This window comes from Mesorhizobium sp. M0437, from assembly GCF_040321335.1.
Lineage (GTDB): Bacteria > Pseudomonadota > Alphaproteobacteria > Rhizobiales > Rhizobiaceae > Mesorhizobium.
The window spans coordinates 52502-72140 of the sequence record NZ_JAMYRK010000003.1; the positions used below are offsets into that span (position 1 = coordinate 52502).

Sequence of the window (19639 nt, forward strand, 5' to 3'; positions counted from 1 at the left end):
TCAACTATCCGCCATGGTGGCCAGGGCCGCCTTGTCGTAAACGCCGCGCATGGCGGTCGCCTGCCTTGCCAATGAAAATCTGCGGCTTCGGCGAGCCGCTGCTTCACCGAGCTCTCGCCGGCGCTGCGCGTCGCTGCAAAGGCTGTTGACGCATCTGGCGAGATCGCCCGAATCCCGCGCGTCGAAGAACATGGCCGCCCCGTCCCACAATTCGCGATAGGTCGAGATATCGGCGAGCACCAAAGGCGTCTTCGACATCGCGGCTTCCAGCGTGGCCAGGCCGAACGGTTCGTAGAGCGACGGCGATACGAAAATGCCTGCCCGGGCCATCAGCGAGCGCACTTCCTCATGTGGCACCGGTCCGACCGGAACGGCGTGACTGAAGCCAACATGCTGGCCGTCCGGGCCCTGCAAGGAGCCGGCGACGAAGACCGGCCATTGCGTCAGGGAGGCGGCCTGGTCCAGCACCGCCGCATTCTTTCCTTCGTCCCACCAGCGCGCGGCGGCGAAAACCACCGATTCCCGTCTTTCGCTCTTCGCGCCGGGCCGCGCCCCGTTGCCGACGACGCTCAGGTGGGCGATCGGCCCGTAGCAGGTTTCGAGCATGTCGGCATGGCTGCGGCTGGGTGCAACGATAATGCCTGCTTTGTCGAAACCGCGCCGGTTGCGGTCCTTCTGCCAAGCCCATTCGCCGTCCGCCGCCTTTCCCTTGACGGCGTGGAACCATGTCACCACGCAGGAATGCGACACCGTCACGACCGGGCAGGGCACATCGAGCCCCGCGGCCTGCGTCGGCGCGTTGAGATGGACGATTTCGACGGCGTAGTCACGTATGAGCGGGTGCAGCTCCTGCTGTAATGTGTCGAGGTCGTGCTCGTTGCGGGTCATCCAGTCGGGCGGCGTGTTGAGCCAGGTCAGCGCCGCGAATGACTGGGCCTCCTCCGCCTGCTGCCTGGACGGTTCCGGACCAAGCCCGGCAAGCACGACGCTGTCGCCGCCGGCGACCAGTTGCCTGGCCAGATCGAGCGCATAGCGCCAGACGCCACCGACGGCATCGACGGTCATCAGTATGCGACGCGGCGGGCTCAGCGTCCGCAACATGTGGCCTCCAATTCGGCCAGCGGACGCGGACGCTTCTCCTGGATGTCGCTGAACGTTCGGAAGGATGCGAGGTAATGTTCATGCGCGCGCTCCCAGGCGAGATCGTCCGGCTCGCCCCAAAGTTCGCGGTAGCTCGGCGAACTCGGATAAGGATAGAGCGGCACCGGTTCGTTGGCCCAAACGCCGTTGTCGATCAGGTGCTTCCGCCAATAATCGACGAGCGCGGGATCGTCCTCGACCACGCCGATCAGATTGGCCTGCACGAACGGCACGTGGCGCCTTGCGTCGACCAGCAACGCGGCCAGCTCCTCGGTGCCCAAACGGCAGCGTTTTGCCAGCATGGCGCGGCCTTCCACAGTCAGGCTTTCCAGGCCCGCCTCGATCGAGACGCAGCCGGCGGCACCGAGCAGCTTCAGCAATTCCGGCTTCCAGAGGTCAATACGGGTCTGCACGCCGAACTTCACATCGCGATCGACCAGCGCCTCCAGCAATGCCTTTTGCGGCAGGAAGATCTCGTCGATGAAGTAGATGTAGCCGACACCCTGTGCGATCAGCCGGTCGATCTCGGCGATCACTGCTTCGTGGTTCCGGCGGCGATAGGCATCGCGGAAATCGATCTTGGCGCAGAAGCTGCAATTATACGGGCAGCCGCGTGACGCCTCGACCTCCGCGCCAAAACCGACCTGGTTGTCGTCGAAGCGATGATGGTGGTGCGAATGGGCGGCAATCCAGTCCGATGGCCATTCGAGCGGCGGGTGATCGATGAACGAGCTCGCATGCACGCCGCCGTTCGAGACCAGTTCTCCATCCTCGAAATGGGCCGTGGACGGCACCGCAGTCCAGTCGTCGCGTCGGGCAAGTTCCGCGACCACTTCCTCGCATTCGCCGCGCACGACGATGTCGACGCCAAGCTTGCGCAAAGTCGGCGTCGGCGTCGCCGAGCCATGCGGCCCGACGGCGACGGTGCGACCGCCGCGCCCGGCAAGATGGTTGAGGAAATCGGCCGCCACGCGCAACTCGGGCGGTGCGCAGCGCCAGAACAGGTAGGTCGGCGCGGTGCTGACGACGGTCATGCCAGGCTCGAATGCGGCGACGCGATCGGCGAGCGCGGCGTTGTCGAGCTTCTGGATCTGCCCGTCCAGCATCAGCACCTCGTGGCCGGCGGCTTCGAGCAGCGCTTTCGAATAGCCGAGTTCGAGCGGCAGATGCGGTTGGCGGCAGCCGAAATAGATGCTGTCCTGGTACGTCCAGGACGGATTGACCAGGGCGACCTTCATGCCACGTACCTCGCCGGTTCGGGATGCGGGTCGAGGCGATGACGCTGCAGCCAGTCGGCGAGGTCGCGGATGCCGTTTTGCCACGGGACGTGCGCTTTCCATCCCAGCGCCGCCTCGATCGCGCGTGTGTCGGCGACGAAGAACGGTTGGTCGCCGGTGCGTTCGCGGTCGTAACGGATCGGAACGTCACGTTTCGTTATGTCGCGAATCTCCTTCAGCAGCATGCGCAGGCTGACGGCGTTTTGTGGTCCGCCGCCGAGATTGAATGCCTGGCCGCTGATTTCCTCGATCCGGTCGAGCACGGCGCGATAGGCCGCGACCGCATCGGCAACGTGGAGGATGTCGCGCACCTGCTTGCCGTCGCCATAGATGGTGATCGGCCGGTCGGAGAAGGCGCTAAGCAGGAAGTGGGCGACCCAGCCCTGATCCTCCGTCCCGAACTGGCGCGGTCCATAGATGCAGCTCATGCGCAGCACCGCCGTCGGCAGGTCGTATGACTTGGCGTAGTCGAGGACATACTGGTCCGCCGCGCCCTTGGAGCAGCCATAGGGCGTGCAGAAATCGAGGCCGCGCGTCTCGTCGATGCCGTGCGCATGGATGGCCGCGTCGCGAGGCGCGTATCTGCCGTCCTCTTCGCGCATGGCGAGGTCGGCGAGGCGGCCATAGACCTTGTTGGTGCTGGCGAAAACGACGGGGATGCGCTTGCCGCCGCGGCGAGCGGCTTCCAGGACGTTGAACGTTCCGCGCAGGTTAACGTCGAAATCCTCGTCCGGCCGAACCAGGCTCGTGGTGACGGCGGTCTGCGCGGCAAAGTGGAAAACCGCCTTCGAACGCGCCACCAGCGGCGCGAGCGCCTCTGCGTCGCGGATATCGGCGATTTCGATGGTCAGGCGGCTGCCGTGCTTTTGCGTCAGCCATTCCAGGTTCTGCTCGACGCCGGGACGGCTCAGGTTGTCGATGACCAGCACCAGTTCGCCATCCGACAACAGGCTGTCGGCGAGGTTGGAGCCGATGAAGCCGCTGCCGCCGATAATGGCGATGGGCATTTCGCGAAAATCGGGTGACTCCGGTCTCATGATACCAGCCCTCGCGCTTCGAGTTCCCGCTTCATCTCGGCGCTGCGATCGATGGCGACCGTGTTGCGCACCCAGGCGACGAAATCGCCGAGCGAATGCTCCAGCCGGTACTGCGGCTGGAAGCCGAGCAGTTCGCGCGCCTTGGAGATGTCGGCAAAGCAATTGCGGATATCGCCGGAGCGTGCCTTGCCGAGGATTTCCGGCTGGCGGCCAGGCACGCCCATCGCTTCGGCGAGCAGCCGGGCGACATCGCTGACCGCGTAGGCTCGCCCGCTGCCGATGTTGATGACGTGGCCGCGTGCCTGCGGCTGTTCCAGCGCCAGCCGGAAGGCGCGGGCGACGTCGCGTACATGCACGAAATCGCGCTGCTGTTCGCCGTCCTCGAAGATCAGCGGCCGCTGGCCGTTGGCGATGCGCGAGGCGAAGTTCGCGAGGACGCCGGTATACGGGTTCGAGAGCGCCTGTCCGGCGCCGAAGACATTGAACAGGCGCAGCGCCACCGCATCGACCCCATAGGCTTCGCCGAAGATCAGTACGGCGCGTTCCTGGGCGTATTTCGTCAGCGCGTAAATTGAGGCGAGATCGACCGGTTTCTGTTCGTCGGTCGGCAGCGGCGACAGGACTTCACCTTCCGGGGACAGGGGATTCCATTGGGCGCTGCGGATATCGTCCGGCTGCCGTCTTGCATTGTCGATGCGCCGGCCGTCCGGCGTCGCATAGAGACCCTCGCCATAGACGCTCATCGACGAAGCAACGACGATCCGTTCGATCGGGCGTTTGATCAGCGCTTCCAGCAACGTGGCGGTGCCGAGGTCGTTGGCGCCGACATAGCGGGCGATCTCGTACATGGACTGGCCGACGCCCACTTCAGCCGCCAGGTGAATGATCGCGTCGACATCGTCGACCGCCTCTGAGATGCCGTCGCGATCGCGAACGTCGCCTTTGATCAGCTTGGCGCCTGGCGGCAGGCTGATTGCCTCGCCACCATGCACCTGGTCCAGCAGCGCATCGAGAATTGAAACCCCATAGCCATGTTCAACGAGTTCCTGGGCGACGTGGCGGCCGATAAAACCGCAGCCTCCCGTGACCAGTATACGTTTCACGACAACTCCTCATACGAATGGCTTTGCCGCCCCAAACTTCCGGGCGAAAGGTTTGTTCCCTTGCTTCAACAAAGTTCCCGGAACGCTGCGCTCCGAAAGCGACCCCGCCTCGGGCTGGGCACGGGAACATCGAAGCGCGCTTGGTGTTAGGAGCCATAATCAACCAACCGCGCGCACATGCCGGGCAGCAATGCATCTGCTGGTTGTGTGAGGGCAGACCGGAGCAACGCGTGAGATCTCGCGGCCTGCGGTGGAATCGAAGGGAGATTGCGATGTCTGAATCCAGGACGACCACCGATCACGACGAAATCCGCCGTTGGGCCGAGGACCGCGACGGGCGACCGGCGGTGGTGCGCACCAAGGGCGAGGGAGGCATACTGCGCATCGACTTCGGCGAGCCTGAAGAGACGTTCGAGCCTGTCGAATGGGACGAGTTCTTCAGGATCTTCGATGAGAACGAACTGGCCTTCCTCTACCAGGATGAGACCAGCGGCGGAAAGACCAGCCGCTTCAACAAATTCGTCGAACGCAGCCGGAAGTAGGATCGCGGCAAACAGCGGCCACGGTCAGTGCAGCAGGTTTGGCCCGCGTGCCCTGACGATGTTTCGCATGATGCCGTTGAGCCAGTCCTCCGTGGAGGAGCCGGATCGTCTCTTGTCGATTTCGCCGATGGCCTGTTCGAGCGTTCGCTCGACCAGCCGGTCGGAGGCCTCCACATCTCCCAGCAGCAGGCGCGCCGCGAGCCTGAGCTTGGGCAGCAGCGAAAATACGTCGTCCGAGGGCTCCGACGCTCGGCCTCCTTTCGATGCCGACGTCTCGGCTGGGAAGAGAGCATCGAAGACAGCCTGGCCGTTCGAGGATTTTCGGAGGCTGCTGGCATAGCGAAGGCGCTCAGGAATAACGATGTCTTCATCGCCGCTGAAAAACACGAACGGCACGCCACGGCGCATCAACTCGTCGGCGATCGGGAATACCCGTCGTCCGTTGAGATTGACGTCCAGGATCGCGGCCTCCGCCTCGTCCGTATGTTTCGATGCCTGTTCGACCGTCGCCACCGGGCCAAGCACCACGGCGCCCATCTTGCTGAAGTAACGTGCAAGATCGCCCGCCAGCATCCATTCGTCCTCGACGATCAGGATATGCAAGCCTTGCAGGTCGCGCACCTCATTGTTCCTTCTTCCTGCGGAATTTACGGCTGTCGGCGCGGACTTCCGCAAAATGGCGGGCCAGGACCTCTTGCAACCGTTCCGCGAGCGCGAGCAGGCGAGGCGGGATGTTTTCAGATACCGGGAACTTGGTCAGATCCGGCGAGGGCAACAGGATTCGCTTGGCCGGCTTTATTTCAGGTGGTCGTCTTGCCATTGGAACCGCCTCCGAAGTCAAATGTTAATGCCCAGCCGCGGTGCTTTGTTCCGTTACTGGACTATTTACTGGCCTCAGGCTCGGCCCGGTCTTAGTCTGAGGCGTGATTAGGGTCGTTTGACGGCTTTGTGTTCGCGGCTGTTACCAGGGGCTTGGCGTGGCATCCCAGAATGGCAGATTTCCCATAGTCGGCGTCGGTGCATCGGCCGGCGGCATTCCGGCGATGGAGGGCTTGTTCAAGGGAATGACCGGCGGCACCGGCATGGCGTTCGTCGTCGTCACGCACCTCAGCCCGGAGCGGGAAAGCCTGCTGCACGAGGTCATCCGACGTTACACCGAAATGCCGGTCTTGGTGGCCGAGGAGGGGGCAGCGGTCCAACCCGACCAGGTCTATGTGATGCCGCAAAACGTCGTTCTCACCATCCGTAAGGGCGCGCTTTCGCTGCGCCGGCCGAACACGTTCAGCCGCGAGCGCAAGCCGATCGATATCTTCTTCAGCGCATTGGCCGAGGACCAGGGCGAGTATGCCGTCGGCATTATCTTGTCGGGTGGCGATTCGGACGGCACGCTCGGCGCCAGGGCAATCAAGGAGCATGGCGGGCTGACCATTGCCCAGGCCTCCAACGGTTCCGGCCCGCGCAATCCAGCCATGCCGCAGAGCGCGATTTCGAGCGGCCTGATCGACATAGCGGCGCCCGCCGAGCAGATCGGTGCAAAGCTTCAGGCGTTTGTCCGCGGTTTCGACGTGCTGAACGGCCTGACCGAAGCAGACGACGAACACAAGGCCGAGATGGATCGAGCCCGCGATGAAATCTACACCATTTTGCGCAGCCATTCCGGTCACGACTTTTCCGGCTACAAGGCCAAGACGTTCCTGCGTCGCGTAAAGCGGCGCATGCAGATAACGCAGCTGCAGTCGATCACCACCTACACAGAACGGCTGAAAAGGGATCCGGACGAGGTGGCGAAGCTGTTTCGCGACCTCCTCATCAACGTCACCAGCTTTTTTCGCGACGCCGAAGCGTTCAAATTGCTGGAGGACAAGATCATACCGCAGATTTTCGAAGGCAAGAACGCCTCCGATGCGGTGCGTGTGTGGGTGCCCGGCTGCGCCACCGGCGAGGAGGTGTTCTCGATCGGCATGCTGATGCGCGAGCGCATGGAGAAGCTTTCGGCGCCACCGCGCGTCCAGATATTCGCGACCGACATCGATGAGCCGGCGCTCGCGGTGGCGCGTGCGGCACGTTATCCAGAAGCGCTGCTGCACGGGCTTTCGCCCGAGCGCAGGCAACGCTTTTTCCACAGTGACGGCGAGAGCTATGTGCTCGGCAAGGAGGTGCGCGAACTGTGCATCTTTTCGCCGCACAGCATTATCCGCGACCCTCCCTTCTCGCGCATCGACATGATTTCGTGTCGCAACCTGCTGATCTATTTCGGCCCGCAGATCCAGAACCGGGTCATCCCGATCTTCCACTATGCGCTGCGCCCGGGCGGCTATCTGTTCCTCGGGACCTCGGAAACCATCGGTCAGCACGGTGACCTGTTCGCCACGGTCGACAAGAAGCAGCGGATATTCCAGGCGCGGGAACATGCCACGCCGCGGCCGCCGGTCCTGATCGGCAATGGCCGCACGGGTGCCCTTCCGGTCGGACGCGGCGGCTCGAAGAAGGATGCGGCCAGCCATTCACTGCGCCAGGCGATCGAGGCTCAGGTGCTGGAGCGGTTCGCCCCGCCTCACGTTCTGGTCAATGGCGATGGCGACATCGTCTACTATTCGGCGCGGACGGGCAAATATCTGGAAGCGCCGCAAGGCGCCCCGAGCCGGCAGTTGCTGACCCAGGCCCGCCACGGGCTGAGACTGGAACTGCGCGCCGCGTTGCGGGAAGCAGCCACGACGCGCCGCACGGTCGTGCGGGAGAACATAGCGGTCGAGGAAGACGACGGACAGCTTCAGGTCATTACATTGACGGTCGAGCCATACACGGAACGGGGTAATGGCGAGCCCCTCTACCTCGTCCTGTTCAATCCGGTGGGACAGTCCCAGATCCGCTCCGAGCCGGCACACGAAAGCCGCGGCACCGACGACGCGGCCGATCTCGAGCGGGAGTTGCGCGACACACGCGAGCGGCTGCAATCGACCATCGAGGAATACGAAACCGCGCTGGAGGAAGTAAAATCTTCGAACGAGGAACTCGTCTCCGTCAATGAAGAGGCGCAGTCGACCAATGAGGAGCTTGAGGCCTCGAAGGAGGAGATGCAGTCGCTCAATGAAGAGCTAAACACCATCAACGCGGAGCTGACCGGCAAGATAGAGGAACTCGATCGCGCCAACAGCGATCTCAGAAACTTGTTCGAAAGCACGGAAATCGCCACCATCTTCCTCGACCGCAACCTTGTGGTGCGGACCTTCACTCCCGCCGCGTCATCGTTCTTCAACTTGCGTCCGTCCGATGTCGGCCGCCCGCTGACCGATCTTTCGAGCCGACTCGATTACCCCGAGTTGAAGCGGCACATCCAGGCGGTGTTCGAGACGGGAGAGACCCTGAACCATCACCTTGCGCGCGATGACAACGGCCGGTTTCACCTGGTTCGCATCAACCCTTATCGGGACAAGAGCGGCGGCGTCCAAGGCGTGGTCGTGACCATGATCGACGTGACGACGCTGGCGCAGGCGGAAGAGCGTCAGCAGGTGCTCATCTCGGAGCTGAACCATCGCGTCAAGAACATGCTGGCGGTCGTCGCCAGCATCACCAACCGGACCCGTGAAAACTCGGCGTCGAAAGACGAGTTCGCCGACGCCTTGATCGGCCGCCTGCAGGCGATGTCACGAGCATACAGTCTGCTCTCGCGAGAAAGCTGGACCGAAGCTTCCGTCGAGGAACTGCTGCGCCAGGAACTCGATCCCTTCGGGGCCGAGCGGTTCGAACTCCATGGCAAACGGGTGAGCCTCAAGCCGGTACAAGGGCTTTCCTTCGGCATGGCAATCCATGAACTGGCGACGAATGCCGCGAAATATGGCGCACTTTCGAAACCTGCCGGGCGGATAGTCGTGAAATGGTCGGTGGCGGACGGAACCTTCAGGCTCACTTGGCGCGAGAAGGGCGGCCCCCGCATCAAGGAGCCAACCGACAGCGGCTTCGGCCTTACTCTTCTGCGCGGAGAAATCGGCTACCGGCTGGGCGGAAAGGTTGAAACAACTTTCCACTCAAATGGTTTGGAGGCGGAAATCGCATTCCCTCTGACCCGTGAGGGCTCGTCGTGACCGGAAAGATGCGTGTGCTGATCGTCGAGGACGAATGGCTGATCGCCGACGACGCGGCGGCTTACCTGCGCAAAGCCGGCCATCAGGTGGTTGGACCTGTTTCGTCGGTAACGGCGGCACTCCGGCTCGTTGGCGAAGGCGGGATTGACGCCGCGTTGCTGGATATCCAGCTGAACGACGAGACCAGCTATCCGATCGCGGAAGCGTTACGGACGCGCGGTGTTCCGTTCGCCTTCCTCTCAGGCTTTGGCGAACGCGAAATTCCAGCCGGGTTCCGCGCTTGCAGGATGGTGCAGAAGCCGGCGAGCCAGAGTGCGATCCTGAATGCCGTGGATGAACTCGCGCGAGCCGGCTGAGGTCGCGATTGAAAGTGGCGCCAGGTCACATCGGCGTGGTGCGTGCCTGCCGCGAACGACGAACGCCTATGGCAATATCCGCACCGGTACCGATTTGACCGCCGGAACATGAGCCCTCTCGGCTCTGTGCCACAAAGGAACCAGCGGGTTGAGCTCGGGGTAGTAACCGGCGCAATTTCCCTCCGGCACCGAGTAAGGCGTGATGCGCAGTCCGTGCACGCGGCGCTCCACACCGTCCCGCGCGTTGGCTTCGAGATCGACCTCCTGTCCCGCGCTCAAACCGAGGCGCTGGATATCCTTTTCATTCATCAACAGCACCATGCGTGTGCCGCTGATGCCGCGCAGCCGGTCGTTGTAGCCGTAGACGGTCGTGTTGAACTGGTCGTTGGAGCGCACCGTGATCAGTGTCAGCACATCATCGCCGGCGACATCGATGTCAGGATCGGTTTCAAGGCCACTTGGCAGCTTGAAATTGGCCTTCTTGTTCGGCGTCTCCCACACCCGCTTGCTCGCCTTGATGTCGCGATGGAAGCCGCCGGGCGTCAGGAAACGCTCGTTGAAGTCGCGGAAATGTTGGGGGTAGCAGCGCTCGATTTCGTCGCGGATGCGGGAATAATCCCCAACCCACTCATCCCATGGGATCGAACTCCTGCCCGGCACCGTGGCCTTGGCGAGTTCGGCGACGATCCTGGGCTCTGAAAGCAGATGCGGCGAAGCCGGAGGTTGCGATCCGAACGAGCCGTGGATACAGGCGGTGGAATCCTCTACCGACACCCTTTGGTCGCCGCTTGCCTGATGGTCTCTTTCCAGGCGTGACAGGCAAGGCAGCAAATAGGTTGTCCGGCCGGCGATCAGGTGACTGCGGTTGAGCTTGGTCGCGATCTCGACATGCAGGTCGAGCCCACGCCAGGCTTTCTCGACCAGGCCGGTTTCCGGCACGGCCCGCACGAAATTGCCGCCGAGCCCGACAAAGCCCTTGACCGATCCGTCGATGACGCCTTCGCAGGTCTCGACCGTATCGAGACCTTTCTCGCGCGGCGGTTCAAAGGCGTAGAACTCGGCGAACCTGTCGAGCGGGACGAGCTCGGGCTTTTCCGATATGCCGACGGTGCGCTGTCCCTGGACATTGGAATGGCCGCGCAGCGGCGAAATGCCGGCGCCGGGTTTTCCGATATTGCCGCGCAGCATCAAAAGGTTGCACAGCATCTGGACGTTCTCGGTGCCGTGCCGATGCTGGGTCAGGCCCATGCCGTAATTGCCGATCACCGCGTTGGCATGGCTGTAGACCTCGGCGACATGCTCCAGGTCGGTCAGCGCAATGCCGGATCGCGCAACGATATCGCTCCACTGGGTTTTGCGCAGGAAGGCTTCGAATTCGGCGAAGCCATGCGTGTGTTCGGCGATGAAAGCCGTGTCGAGGACACGCGTCCTGCCGCTTTCGCGGGCGTCGTCGTCGAGCGCCAGCAACGCCTTGGCGATACCCGTCATCGCGGCGATATCGCCGCCCGAACGAACCTGGAAGTAGTCGCTGGACATTTTGGTACCCGGTCCGGGCGACAGCATGTCGAGGGGGTTTTGCGGATTCTTGAAGCGCTTCAGTCCCCGCTCGGGCAAGGGATTGAAAGTGAAGACGGGCACGTTGCGTTGACGTGCCTCCTGCAGCGGATGCAGCAGGCGCGGCGCCGTCACCCCGGTGTTGTGCCCGAAGAAGAACATCATGTCGCATTTCGCAAAGTCTTCGAGCTGCACGGTCCCCACCGGCGAGCCGATCGATTCCGGCAAGCCGACGGAGGTCGATTCATGACACATGTTGGACGAATCGGGCAGGTTCGAAGACCCATAGATCCGCGCAAAAAGCTGGTACATGAACGAGGCCTCGAGCGAGGCCCGGCCGGACGTGTAGAACACCACCGATTTGGGATCGAGCCGCCGCAGTTCGGCAGCTATGTCGCGGAATGCATCGTCCCAGGAAACCGGCTCGTAACGGTCGGTGGCGGCATTGTAGCGCATGGGCTCGGTAAGCCTGCCCTGCTTCTCAAGATCGTGGTCCGGCCAATCGAGCAGTTCCGTCACCGAATGCTCGGCGAAGAAAGCCGGTTCGCAGCGCAGCTTGGTCTGGTCCCACATCGTCGCCTTGGCGCCGTTTTCACAGAATTCGAAAGGCCTCGGCTGGGCTGGCTTTGCCCATGAGCAAGACACGCACATATAGCCGTCGGCCTTGTTCTGCTTGAGCAGCGTGCTCCATATCCCGGACAACAGCAGGCCTTCGCCTCGCGCCTTGCGGACCAGTGATTTGAGCGATCCCCAGCCGCCTGTCGGGTGGTCGTATTTCTTGGTTTCGATGCGATCGGTTACGGCGGGTCTCATGCAAGCCACTCCCTGTAAGAAGAGCACTCATACGAACCCGCCGTGAGGCTGAATGTTCCCGGCCGGCTCCGTCCCGTCACGCCGTTCCGTCTCGCCGGAACCATTTCCGCCATCGTTTGTTCGGCTCGAAGAAAGGAGCCGCGCGAAATGGAGCGACGTAACGCGTTAATTGCGATGGTGATTTCGGCCATCATCATCGTCGGCTTTCTCATCGGCTTTTTGTACGGCGATATGGGCTGGCGAACTTCGCCGCTCAAAAGAGCCCCTGAACAGAACCAGGGTGGCAATGCTCCGGCCGATACCTCGCCTGCCGCGGGCATCAAGAAGAACCCCAAGGAAAATACCGAAATGCCAGGCCAGCAATGAGTGAGACTCAGCAATGAAGGCAGGCAATGCCACGAACTGAAACGGGGTCCTGTTTTTGCGGCGCCATAACGGCGGAGATGCGCGGCGAGCCGTTCTGGATTTGCTCCGATCACGATGACGACTGCCGCAAGGCGATAGGAAGCCCGCTAACGGTGTGGGTCGGCTATCGGCCTTCCGAATTCACATTGCTCACCGGCACGCCCAAGACCTTTTCGAAAACCCCCGGCGTGCTCCGGTCCTTCTGTGCGGATTGCGGAACATCGATCGGCTATGTCGACCAGGGCCTGCCCGACGAACTCTATCTGTCGATCGGCTTTCTCGACCACCCCGAACGGTTTCCGCCGCAGGCCCACGCATATTGGGACATGAGGCTTCCCTGGGTCGACTTTCCAGACGAGCTGCCGCGGGTGGGAAGGTATTCGAGGCGGCGCGATCCGGCGTTCGGAAATCCGGCGGACCGCTAGCCTGCTGCCCGCCTGCAGGTGGAAAACGTACCGTTCGCAGTTTCGTACGAATACGACAATTGGCGCGCGGCCGAAAACGCGCAATTATAGGCCAATGGGCCGCCGTTTGGATGACAAGCTCGATTGCAAGGCGTGTGGGACGATCCTGATGGAAATTCCCGACAACCCGAAGGATTCGACGCCGATCTATTGCAGCAATTGCGGCGCCTATCTTGGCGAATGGGGCGATCTGCAGGAGGATTTCTTCAGGCAGGCGTTCGGCGCCCAGGCCTTCGATCTGAACAACGGAAACATCATCAAGAAATAATCCTGGATCCCGCCGGCCAAGCCACGGCCTGCGGGCCCGGCTATTCGCGGCAATTGCCGTTCGGACCGGCCCATCGGGAACCTTTCTCCCGAGCCGCTTGTTTGGGTGGCGGAAGGAGACACGCCATGAGCACAAAACCTCCCCCTGTGCCGCCGAAGAACCTGAGCCCAAAGGGCGCCGGTGACAAAAAATCGGTAGCAGCCGAACAGGCACCGCCATCAGCCGTTCCGGATCCCGACAAGCAGGGCCAGCAAGGCAATACGAAGGTCAACACCACCCATCAAGGCAACGTCCAGGATCGCTAGGTCATGTCCACGTCGAAGAAGACTCCTGCCAGCATCCGCCAGGGCGGTCCCGGCGCCGCGCACGAAAACGCCAAGAAGCCGCTGAGCGTCGAAAAGCCGCCGGCCGACTCCGACCGTCGCAGCCACAGCAGGGTCTCCGGCGGCGGTGGCGAACGCGACAGCCACCATACCCACGACCCCGAAAAGAAAGGCGACACCCGGCCCGCGCATCAGGACACGTGACGTCGGCCGGCGACGCGACGATCGGTGAGGTTCGAGCGAAGTGTCAGCGGGGACGGCGCGCCGAGGCAATCGGCACGACGTTGTCGACCACCGGCAAGTCGAACAGCATCGGAAGCCCCCGCGTCGCGGCCATTTCCACGATCAGTTCTTCGATGGAGTGATCGGTCAGACGCGTCTCGACGCCCAGCCGGATCATCGCCGCCAGCTTGTGCACCGGCACTGGCACGGACTTCGCCCGGTCGTCGAGCAGCTTGCTGATTTCGATCACGACGTCGGCGTCGATATTCCTGGGCAAGTCTCGCATAAGCGCCTCCCCGCCAAACGAAACGAAAAGCCCGCCGCACCTTTCGATACGGCGGGCGATCCAGTAATGCGTACCGGCGAGGGGATCGGGGTGGGCGTGCCGGCGCGCGCAGATCGCAAGTAATTTTAGTTAAATCCGTCAACTTCGATGTGTCACGGAAAAACGTCTGTACGCTTTTTACCGAACCGCGCGGAATCGCTGGCTGTCCCCGCCGTCGCGCGGCGCGGCAGCACAGATGGCGTGACCCATTGCCCTCCGGACAGCGAACTCAAACAGTATACATTATAAACTTAAAACATCTTGCCAGGTGATCCAGCCTATGCTCCACTTGAGCCGGGAACATGGCTGATAGGTCGATTTCTGCCGACACGTGGCTGCATTTCAAACGGCACGACTGCGAGAACACAGCCTCAAACGATATACGAAATCTTCGCATGGGAAGGCGTGGATGACGGAAACGATAGAGCTCAAACGGGTTGGCGATGGCAATCTGCGTGCCCAGGTCTATCAACAAATCCGGCTGACGATACAGCATGGCGAATTGGCGCCTGGCCAGAAGCTCGTCGATGTCGATATTGCCGCCCAGCTCGGTATTTCCAGAATGCCTGTTCGCGACGCCTTGATGCAGTTGGTGCATGAGGGCTATCTCGTCGGCACCACACGCGGCTTCACCCTGCCCACGCTTACCGCGACGGATGTCGCCGACATCTTCGAGGTCCGCCGCCTGCTTGAGCCACGGGCCGCCGCGCACGCCGCACGGACACTTGACGCCGCTGGCCTCAAGACGCTGGCAGCCGCGCTTCGGGAGGCCGAGGCTGCGGCCGCCGCCGGCGATGCCGACCGCTTTTTCCAGGCCAATTCGGCATTCAGGAATTGTTGGCTCGGCGCCGTCGAGAACGAGCGCCTTTCCCAAACGATTGCAAGGTTCGCCGACCATGTGCTCGTCGTCCGCTTAAGGACGCTGTCGCACCAGCCGACGCAGGCCGTCATCGTTGCCGGCATGCGCGCAATCTATGAGGCATTCGTCAAGCGCGACGCCGTCGCCGCTTACGACCGCATGACCCACTTCATTCAGAACGCCGAGGAGCGTTTCACGAAGCTTAGCCCACCGTTTCAAAACTCCAACGGTGAAGGTGAGGGCATGTCGCGGCAGGGGAAAGCATGATCAGGAAGCAGCACCCGCTGAAAGGGCCGAACAGGTTCAAACTCGGCGTCTTTTCAATGAATGCCGATGGCGGCCTGGCAATGACCACCGTTCCCGAGCGCTGGCGTGCCCGCTGGGAAGACAACCTAAACTCCGCCTGCATCGCCGATCGCGCCGGCCTCGAGTTTCTGCTGCCGATCGCCCGCTGGCGCGGCTTCGGCGGTTTGACGCATGTGCGGGAATGGTCGTTCGAGACGTTCACCTGGGCGGCGGGCCTTGCTGTCGCCACGGAAAACATCGGCCTGTTCATGACGGTGCATGTACCGCTGGTTCATCCGCTGCAGGCTGCCAAAGCGCTGGCGACGGTCGACCACATCTCCAACGGGCGTGCCGGCTTGAACATCGTCTGCGGCTGGAACCCGGATGAGTTCGCCATGTTCGGGCAGACGGTCGGCGAGCGGACCTACGATCAGGCCGAGGAATGGATCAACATCATCGCGCGTGCCTATCAATCGAGGGAGCCGTTCGACTTCGGCGGCGAGTTCTATGATCTGAAGGGCGTCGTCAGCCGGCCGCCAAGCCTGCAGGCGCCGCGACCGGTGACCATGAACGCCGCCTTCGGCGCGCCGGGGCGCAACTACGCAGCGCGCCACTGCGATTATCTGTTTTCGACCTTTTCCGAAATTGCGGACGGCCGTGCGCATGTGGTCGACATCACCAACCGCGCGGCCGAAGTCGGGCGCGAAGTCGGCGTCTATACGGTTTGTCACGTCGTCTGCCGGGAGACCCAGCAGGAAGCCGAGGATTACTACCGGCACTACGCGTTGGAATGCGCGGACGAGGGTGCGGTCGACGAGCACATGCGCAAGAAGAAGGAATTCGCGAACTCGCACGATGCGAAGGCTTTCACCGAATATCGGCAAAGGTTCGCCGGTGGTGCCGGGACGTTCCCGCTCATCGGCACGCCGGAAAAGATCGTCGACGACCTCACCGAGATCATGGAACAGGGTTATTCCGGCGCCGCCCTCACATTCGTCAACTACACCTACGAATTGCCCTTCTTCTGCGACCGCGTGCTGCCGCTGATGCGCCAGGCCGGGCTTCGAGTAAATTGATGCCGGCGGCCGCCATTCCGACGCCGTGGGTGGATGGGCACGACGCCATCAATCCGCGCGCGTTCAAGCAGGCTATGCGGGCCGTGGCGGGCTCGGTCGCCATCCTCGCGTCGGAACATGACGAGATCGGTTTTTGCGGCATCACGGCGACGGCTCTCTGCTCGTTCAGCGCCGAGCCGCCGTCGCTGCTGGCTTGTGTCAACCGCGGCAGCACCTTTGCCTCGGTCATTCACGAAGGTTTGCCGTTTTCGGTCAATCTTCCCGCCGGCGACCAGGAGAACGTTGTACGTGCCTTTGGCGGCATGACCAAAGCCAAGGGCGCCGCGCGGTTCTCGTCCGGATCATGGGTGCGTGGCGAAACCGGCGCGCCCTTGCTTGTCGGCGCACGGGCAATATTCGAATGCCGGGTGGCCGAAATCATCGTGCGGGCATCGCACATGATCGTCATCGGCATCGTGTCGGGCGTTGCGCTGGACCGCGCTCATCGATCGCCGGTCTTCTACGCGCATGGGCGGTTCCTGACAGTAGGAGATGATGCCAACTAACCGCCGTTCACGCGGCGGCGCGGCGATTGCAATTTTAGATCGAACCCGATCATGGACGAACTATCAAAGGGAGTATGGCAATGCGCATTTGGAAATCCCTTGTTCTGGCTGCACTCATGTCGGGTGTGGCGGGTAGCGCCGCGGCCGAAGAGGTCGTCCTCAACGCCGTGCATTTTACGCCGACGCAGAACGGCTACGCGCAGAGCTTCCTGAAGTTCGTTCAGAAGGTGAACGAAAAGGGCAAGGGCGTGGTCCAGATCAACGTCCGTGGCGGGCCGGAGGTCATTCCGCCGATCCAGCAGGGCGCGGCGCTCAGGAGCGGCCTGATCGATGTGATCGACACACCGGCAGGGCAGTTCCTCGAACTCGTGCCCGAAGGCGAGGTTTTCTCCGCATCGACGAAGACGCCGTGGGAGGTCCGCGACAATGGCGGCTGGGATTTCATCAGCGGAATTTTCGAGAAGAAGGCCAATGCCCACCTGCTGGCGCATGTCGACGCGGGCTCGGGCTTCAACGTCTTCACCGTCGACGAACCCAAGCTCAACAGCGAAGGCAGCATCGACTGGGGCAGCCTGAAAATCCGCTCGTCGCCGCTCTACCGCGATTTCCTTGAATCCTTGGGCGCAACGGTGATCGTGCAGGCGCCGGGGGATGTCTATACCTCGCTCGAGCGCGGCGTCGTCAATGCCAACGCGTATACCGTGTTTGGCTATGCGTCGTTCGGCTGGGACAAATTCACCAAATACCGTGTCGACCCGCAGTTCTTCAAAACCGACGTGCTGATCTCGATCAACAAGGCCAAATGGGACACGCTGTCGCCCGAAGCGCAGAAGCTGCTTGCCGACACGGCCGTCGAATACGAGCGCGCGAGCTATGACGCCAACCTTGCCCAGTCCGAAAAACAGGCACAGGCGATGATTGACGGCGGGCAGAAGGTGATCAGCTTGACCGGCGCCGGCCGCGACAAATTCCTGGCGGCTGCCACGCAGGCGAGCTGGGCGAGAATGGCCAAACGCGATCCCACCAACATCGATCAGTTGAAGAAATTCTTCCAGTAGCCCGAGCCGAGGGTGCCTTGCGTGCCCTCCATCAAAGCTGGGCCAAGAGGACGAAGGTGGACATGGGGGTCGTCGGGCATGGACAGATTGTTTGCAGCGATTGGGAAGCTGAGCCTTGCGTTGGCGGCGGCGGCAAAAGTGGTGCTTGGCCTCATCATCGTCGCGGTGGTTGCTGATGTGTGCGTCCGCAATCTGGGCCTGAGGCCGCTTGCCTGGGCGGTGTCGGCGACGGAATACGGCCTGCTTTACGCGGCATTTCTGCCGATGCCATGGCTGGTCCACAGCAAGGGCCATGTCTTCGTCGAGTTCCTGCGCCAGGCGCTGCCGGTGCGGGCACGGGCGGTGCTTGAAAAGCTGGTCTATCTCGCCTGCATCGGCGTCAGCCTCTACCTCGGCAGCGTCGCTCTGTCTTCGCTGACAAGTGCCGTTGCGGGCGGCGAATATGAAACGCGCAGCTTCGATATGCCGAAATGGCTGGTCTTTCTGCCCATCATGCTCGCCTTCTATCTCTCGGCGCTGGAATGGCTCAGATATCTGCTCGGCCGTGACACGCTGTACACGCTCGATCCGCTGGAAATGGAAGGCCTCTGACCGGTGGCCTGGCTGTTTCCATTCGCCGTGCTCGTTGGCACCATCCTGGTGTTGATGGGGCTTGGGCTGCCGGTCGCCTTCGCGTTCTTCGTCACCAATGTGATCGGGCTGTATCTGTTCTTCGGCGGCTCGATCGGCGTGACGCAGATGGTCGCCAACTTCTCCGACGCTGTCTCGACCTACGCGCTTGCCCCGCTGCCGATGTTTCTCGTCATGGGCAGCCTGTTCTTCCGCTCCGGCCTCGGCGAGAAGGTCATCTACGCGCTCGACCTGTGCATCGGCAATCTGCGCGGACGCCTCGCCTATGTCGTCCTCGCCGCCGGCACGATCTTTTCCGCGCTGTCGGGCTCGAGCCTCGCCAATACCGGCATGATGGGCTCGCTGATGGTGCCCGAGATGCTGAAGCGGGGCTACAAGCCGCATATGGCCTACGGGCCGGTGCTTGGCGCCGGAAGCCTTGCCGTCATCATCCCGCCATCCTCGCTGGCCGTCTTGCTCGGCTCGCTGGCCCAGATCGACGTCGGCGCGCTGCTCATAGCGGGGGCTTTGCCCGGACTGCTGCTCGTTGTCATGTACGCGGCGCTGATCTTCGCGCAGACAGAGATCGATCCGGACGCCGCTCCGCACTATCCGGTACCCGCCGTTCCCGCGGCCGAGAAGGTGAGGGCGGTCGCCGTCAACATCATTCCGATGAGCGTCATCGTGTTCATGGTGGTCGGCACGATCATCCTTGGGATAGCGACGCCGACGGAATCGGCCGGACTCGGCTGTGCCGCCGTCTTCGCCTTGTTGTTTGTCTACCGACGGTTCAGCTGGTCGGTTGTCTGGAAGTCGCTGGACGATGCGATGAAGGTCACCGGCATGACCTTCCTGATCATCTCGGCTTCGACGACGTTCTCGCAGATATTCGCCTTCTCCGGCGCCTCCAACGGCTTTATCCAGTTCATCGTCGGCTACGATCTTGGACCGTATCCCATGCTGCTCATGATGGTGCTCGTCATCCTGCTGCTCGGCATGTTCATGGATCAGGTCTCGATGATGCTGATCACGCTGCCGATCTTCCTGCCGATCGCCCAGCAATTCGGCTACGAGCCGGTATGGTTCGGGCTGATCCTGCTGCTCGCCTACGAGGTCGGCTTCACCACGCCGCCGTTTGGTCTGCTGCTGTTCATCATGATCGGCGTTGCGCCGAAAGGCACATCGCTCAAGACCGTTGCCATGGCTGCGGCGCCTTACATCGCGCTGACGCTTCTGCTGATCCTGCTGATTGTCCTCTTTCCGCAGATCGCTCTCTTTCTTCCGAATTTGATCTAG

At 62.3% G+C, this 19639-nt stretch carries 22 protein-coding genes; 14 read left to right on the forward strand and 8 right to left on the reverse strand.

Annotation, left to right across the window (positions count from 1 at the left end):
• From NKI72_RS02910 to NKI72_RS02925, 4 genes are read right to left on the reverse strand one after another with little or no spacing between them, the layout of a single operon-like run.
• Positions 1-1101: a glycosyltransferase family 4 protein gene (locus NKI72_RS02910; protein WP_352502185.1), complete on the reverse strand. Its 1101-nt coding sequence runs from the start codon at positions 1099-1101 to the stop codon at positions 1-3.
• Positions 1086-2378 carry a TIGR04295 family B12-binding domain-containing radical SAM protein gene (locus tag NKI72_RS02915; RefSeq protein ID WP_352502186.1) on the reverse strand — a complete coding sequence of 431 codons (1293 nt, stop codon included), beginning with the start codon at positions 2376-2378 and terminating at the stop codon, positions 1086-1088. Before NKI72_RS02915 ends, NKI72_RS02910 begins: the two co-directional genes overlap by 16 nt.
• Positions 2375-3454 carry an NAD-dependent epimerase/dehydratase family protein gene (locus tag NKI72_RS02920; RefSeq protein WP_352502187.1) on the reverse strand — a complete coding sequence of 360 codons (1080 nt, stop codon included), beginning with the start codon at positions 3452-3454 and terminating at the stop codon, positions 2375-2377. Before NKI72_RS02920 ends, NKI72_RS02915 begins: the two co-directional genes overlap by 4 nt.
• Complete coding sequence (locus NKI72_RS02925) at positions 3451-4557, reverse strand: NAD-dependent epimerase/dehydratase family protein (protein WP_352502188.1); 1107 nt, start codon at positions 4555-4557, stop codon at positions 3451-3453. Before NKI72_RS02925 ends, NKI72_RS02920 begins: the two co-directional genes overlap by 4 nt.
• Positions 4558-4829: 272 nt before the next feature.
• Here NKI72_RS02925 and NKI72_RS02930 point away from each other — a divergent pair, with 272 nt between their 5' ends.
• Entirely contained in the window at positions 4830-5099 is a 270-nt protein-coding gene (locus NKI72_RS02930; RefSeq protein WP_352472886.1) for a hypothetical protein, read from the forward strand.
• Between the two features lie 24 nt (positions 5100-5123).
• Here NKI72_RS02930 and NKI72_RS02935 read toward each other — a convergent pair whose 3' ends face one another.
• Complete coding sequence (locus NKI72_RS02935; RefSeq protein ID WP_352502189.1) at positions 5124-5720, reverse strand: response regulator; 597 nt, start codon at positions 5718-5720, stop codon at positions 5124-5126.
• Position 5721: 1 nt separating this feature from the next.
• Positions 5722-5919, reverse strand: a complete 198-nt coding sequence (locus NKI72_RS02940; protein ID WP_352502190.1) for a hypothetical protein — start codon at positions 5917-5919, stop codon at positions 5722-5724.
• Between the two features lie 157 nt (positions 5920-6076).
• Between NKI72_RS02940 and NKI72_RS02945 the strand changes: the two genes are divergently transcribed.
• Together NKI72_RS02945 and NKI72_RS02950 are read left to right on the forward strand one after the other, a co-directional pair.
• The gene (locus NKI72_RS02945) at positions 6077-9181 is read left to right on the forward strand and encodes a CheR family methyltransferase (protein ID WP_352502191.1); all 3105 of its coding nucleotides are present in this window, start codon (positions 6077-6079) and stop codon (positions 9179-9181) included.
• Between the two features lie 8 nt (positions 9182-9189).
• Complete coding sequence (locus NKI72_RS02950) at positions 9190-9537, forward strand: response regulator (RefSeq protein WP_352502221.1); 348 nt, start codon at positions 9190-9192, stop codon at positions 9535-9537.
• A gap of 66 nt (positions 9538-9603) precedes the next feature.
• On the opposite strand, the gene NKI72_RS02955 is transcribed toward NKI72_RS02950, so the two are convergent.
• The gene (locus NKI72_RS02955; protein ID WP_352830880.1) at positions 9604-11904 is read right to left on the reverse strand and encodes an FdhF/YdeP family oxidoreductase; all 2301 of its coding nucleotides are present in this window, start codon (positions 11902-11904) and stop codon (positions 9604-9606) included.
• Between the two features lie 42 nt (positions 11905-11946).
• On the opposite strand from NKI72_RS02955, the gene NKI72_RS02960 reads away from it, so the two are divergent.
• From NKI72_RS02960 to NKI72_RS02980, 5 genes are all read left to right on the forward strand, one after another.
• The gene (locus NKI72_RS02960; protein ID WP_352830878.1) at positions 11947-12270 is read left to right on the forward strand and encodes a hypothetical protein; all 324 of its coding nucleotides are present in this window, start codon (positions 11947-11949) and stop codon (positions 12268-12270) included.
• 26 nt (positions 12271-12296) lie between these two features.
• Positions 12297-12734: a GFA family protein gene (locus NKI72_RS02965; protein ID WP_352472893.1), complete on the forward strand. Its 438-nt coding sequence runs from the start codon at positions 12297-12299 to the stop codon at positions 12732-12734.
• A gap of 148 nt (positions 12735-12882) precedes the next feature.
• On the forward strand, positions 12883-13041 hold the full coding sequence (locus NKI72_RS02970; RefSeq protein ID WP_023716639.1) for a hypothetical protein: 159 nt from the start codon (positions 12883-12885) through the stop codon (positions 13039-13041).
• Positions 13042-13166: 125 nt separating this feature from the next.
• Positions 13167-13346, forward strand: a complete 180-nt coding sequence (locus NKI72_RS02975) for a hypothetical protein (protein WP_352849891.1) — start codon at positions 13167-13169, stop codon at positions 13344-13346.
• 3 nt (positions 13347-13349) lie between these two features.
• Entirely contained in the window at positions 13350-13568 is a 219-nt protein-coding gene (locus tag NKI72_RS02980; protein WP_352502194.1) for a hypothetical protein, read from the forward strand.
• A 43-nt stretch (positions 13569-13611) separates the two neighbouring features.
• Here the strand turns inward: NKI72_RS02980 and NKI72_RS02985 are convergent, their stop codons facing one another.
• Positions 13612-13872 carry a hypothetical protein gene (locus tag NKI72_RS02985; RefSeq protein WP_352502195.1) on the reverse strand — a complete coding sequence of 87 codons (261 nt, stop codon included), beginning with the start codon at positions 13870-13872 and terminating at the stop codon, positions 13612-13614.
• Positions 13873-14320: 448 nt separating this feature from the next.
• Between NKI72_RS02985 and NKI72_RS02990 the strand changes: the two genes are divergently transcribed.
• The 6 genes from NKI72_RS02990 to NKI72_RS03015 all read left to right on the forward strand — a co-directional run bounded on the left by NKI72_RS02990 (position 14321) and on the right by NKI72_RS03015 (position 19639).
• On the forward strand, positions 14321-15037 hold the full coding sequence (locus NKI72_RS02990) for a GntR family transcriptional regulator (protein WP_352502196.1): 717 nt from the start codon (positions 14321-14323) through the stop codon (positions 15035-15037).
• Entirely contained in the window at positions 15037-16131 is a 1095-nt protein-coding gene (locus NKI72_RS02995; RefSeq protein WP_352502222.1) for an LLM class flavin-dependent oxidoreductase, read from the forward strand. Before NKI72_RS02990 ends, NKI72_RS02995 begins: the two co-directional genes overlap by 1 nt.
• A complete protein-coding gene (locus NKI72_RS03000) occupies positions 16131-16676 on the forward strand; it encodes a flavin reductase family protein (RefSeq protein ID WP_352502197.1) in 546 nt (181 codons plus the stop codon). The genes NKI72_RS02995 and NKI72_RS03000 overlap by 1 nt, the downstream gene beginning before the upstream one ends.
• Before the next feature lie 80 nt (positions 16677-16756).
• A complete protein-coding gene (dctP, locus tag NKI72_RS03005) occupies positions 16757-17734 on the forward strand; it encodes a TRAP transporter substrate-binding protein DctP (RefSeq protein ID WP_352472899.1) in 978 nt (325 codons plus the stop codon).
• Between the two features lie 78 nt (positions 17735-17812).
• The gene (locus NKI72_RS03010) at positions 17813-18325 is read left to right on the forward strand and encodes a TRAP transporter small permease (protein ID WP_352502198.1); all 513 of its coding nucleotides are present in this window, start codon (positions 17813-17815) and stop codon (positions 18323-18325) included.
• A 3-nt stretch (positions 18326-18328) separates the two neighbouring features.
• A complete protein-coding gene (locus tag NKI72_RS03015) occupies positions 18329-19639 on the forward strand; it encodes a TRAP transporter large permease (protein ID WP_352502199.1) in 1311 nt (436 codons plus the stop codon).

Coding starts and splice junctions, on each gene's coding strand:
- NKI72_RS02965 (WP_352472893.1), top strand. CDS start 12,297: ATGCCACGAACTGAAACGGGGTCCTGTTTTTGCGGCGCCATAACGGCG.
- NKI72_RS02955 (WP_352830880.1), bottom strand. CDS start 11,904: ATGAGACCCGCCGTAACCGATCGCATCGAAACCAAGAAATACGACCAC.
- NKI72_RS02950 (WP_352502221.1), top strand. CDS start 9,190: ATGCGTGTGCTGATCGTCGAGGACGAATGGCTGATCGCCGACGACGCG.
- NKI72_RS02990 (WP_352502196.1), top strand. CDS start 14,321: ATGACGGAAACGATAGAGCTCAAACGGGTTGGCGATGGCAATCTGCGT.
- NKI72_RS02970 (WP_023716639.1), top strand. CDS start 12,883: ATGGAAATTCCCGACAACCCGAAGGATTCGACGCCGATCTATTGCAGC.
- NKI72_RS02930 (WP_352472886.1), top strand. CDS start 4,830: ATGTCTGAATCCAGGACGACCACCGATCACGACGAAATCCGCCGTTGG.
- NKI72_RS02940 (WP_352502190.1), bottom strand. CDS start 5,919: ATGGCAAGACGACCACCTGAAATAAAGCCGGCCAAGCGAATCCTGTTG.
- NKI72_RS02915 (WP_352502186.1), bottom strand. CDS start 2,378: ATGAAGGTCGCCCTGGTCAATCCGTCCTGGACGTACCAGGACAGCATC.
- NKI72_RS03010 (WP_352502198.1), top strand. CDS start 17,813: ATGGACAGATTGTTTGCAGCGATTGGGAAGCTGAGCCTTGCGTTGGCG.
- NKI72_RS02910 (WP_352502185.1), bottom strand. CDS start 1,101: ATGTTGCGGACGCTGAGCCCGCCGCGTCGCATACTGATGACCGTCGAT.
- NKI72_RS02920 (WP_352502187.1), bottom strand. CDS start 3,454: ATGAGACCGGAGTCACCCGATTTTCGCGAAATGCCCATCGCCATTATC.
- NKI72_RS02985 (WP_352502195.1), bottom strand. CDS start 13,872: ATGCGAGACTTGCCCAGGAATATCGACGCCGACGTCGTGATCGAAATC.
- NKI72_RS03000 (WP_352502197.1), top strand. CDS start 16,131: ATGCCGGCGGCCGCCATTCCGACGCCGTGGGTGGATGGGCACGACGCC.
- NKI72_RS02980 (WP_352502194.1), top strand. CDS start 13,350: ATGTCCACGTCGAAGAAGACTCCTGCCAGCATCCGCCAGGGCGGTCCC.
- NKI72_RS02975 (WP_352849891.1), top strand. CDS start 13,167: ATGAGCACAAAACCTCCCCCTGTGCCGCCGAAGAACCTGAGCCCAAAG.
- dctP (WP_352472899.1), top strand. CDS start 16,757: ATGCGCATTTGGAAATCCCTTGTTCTGGCTGCACTCATGTCGGGTGTG.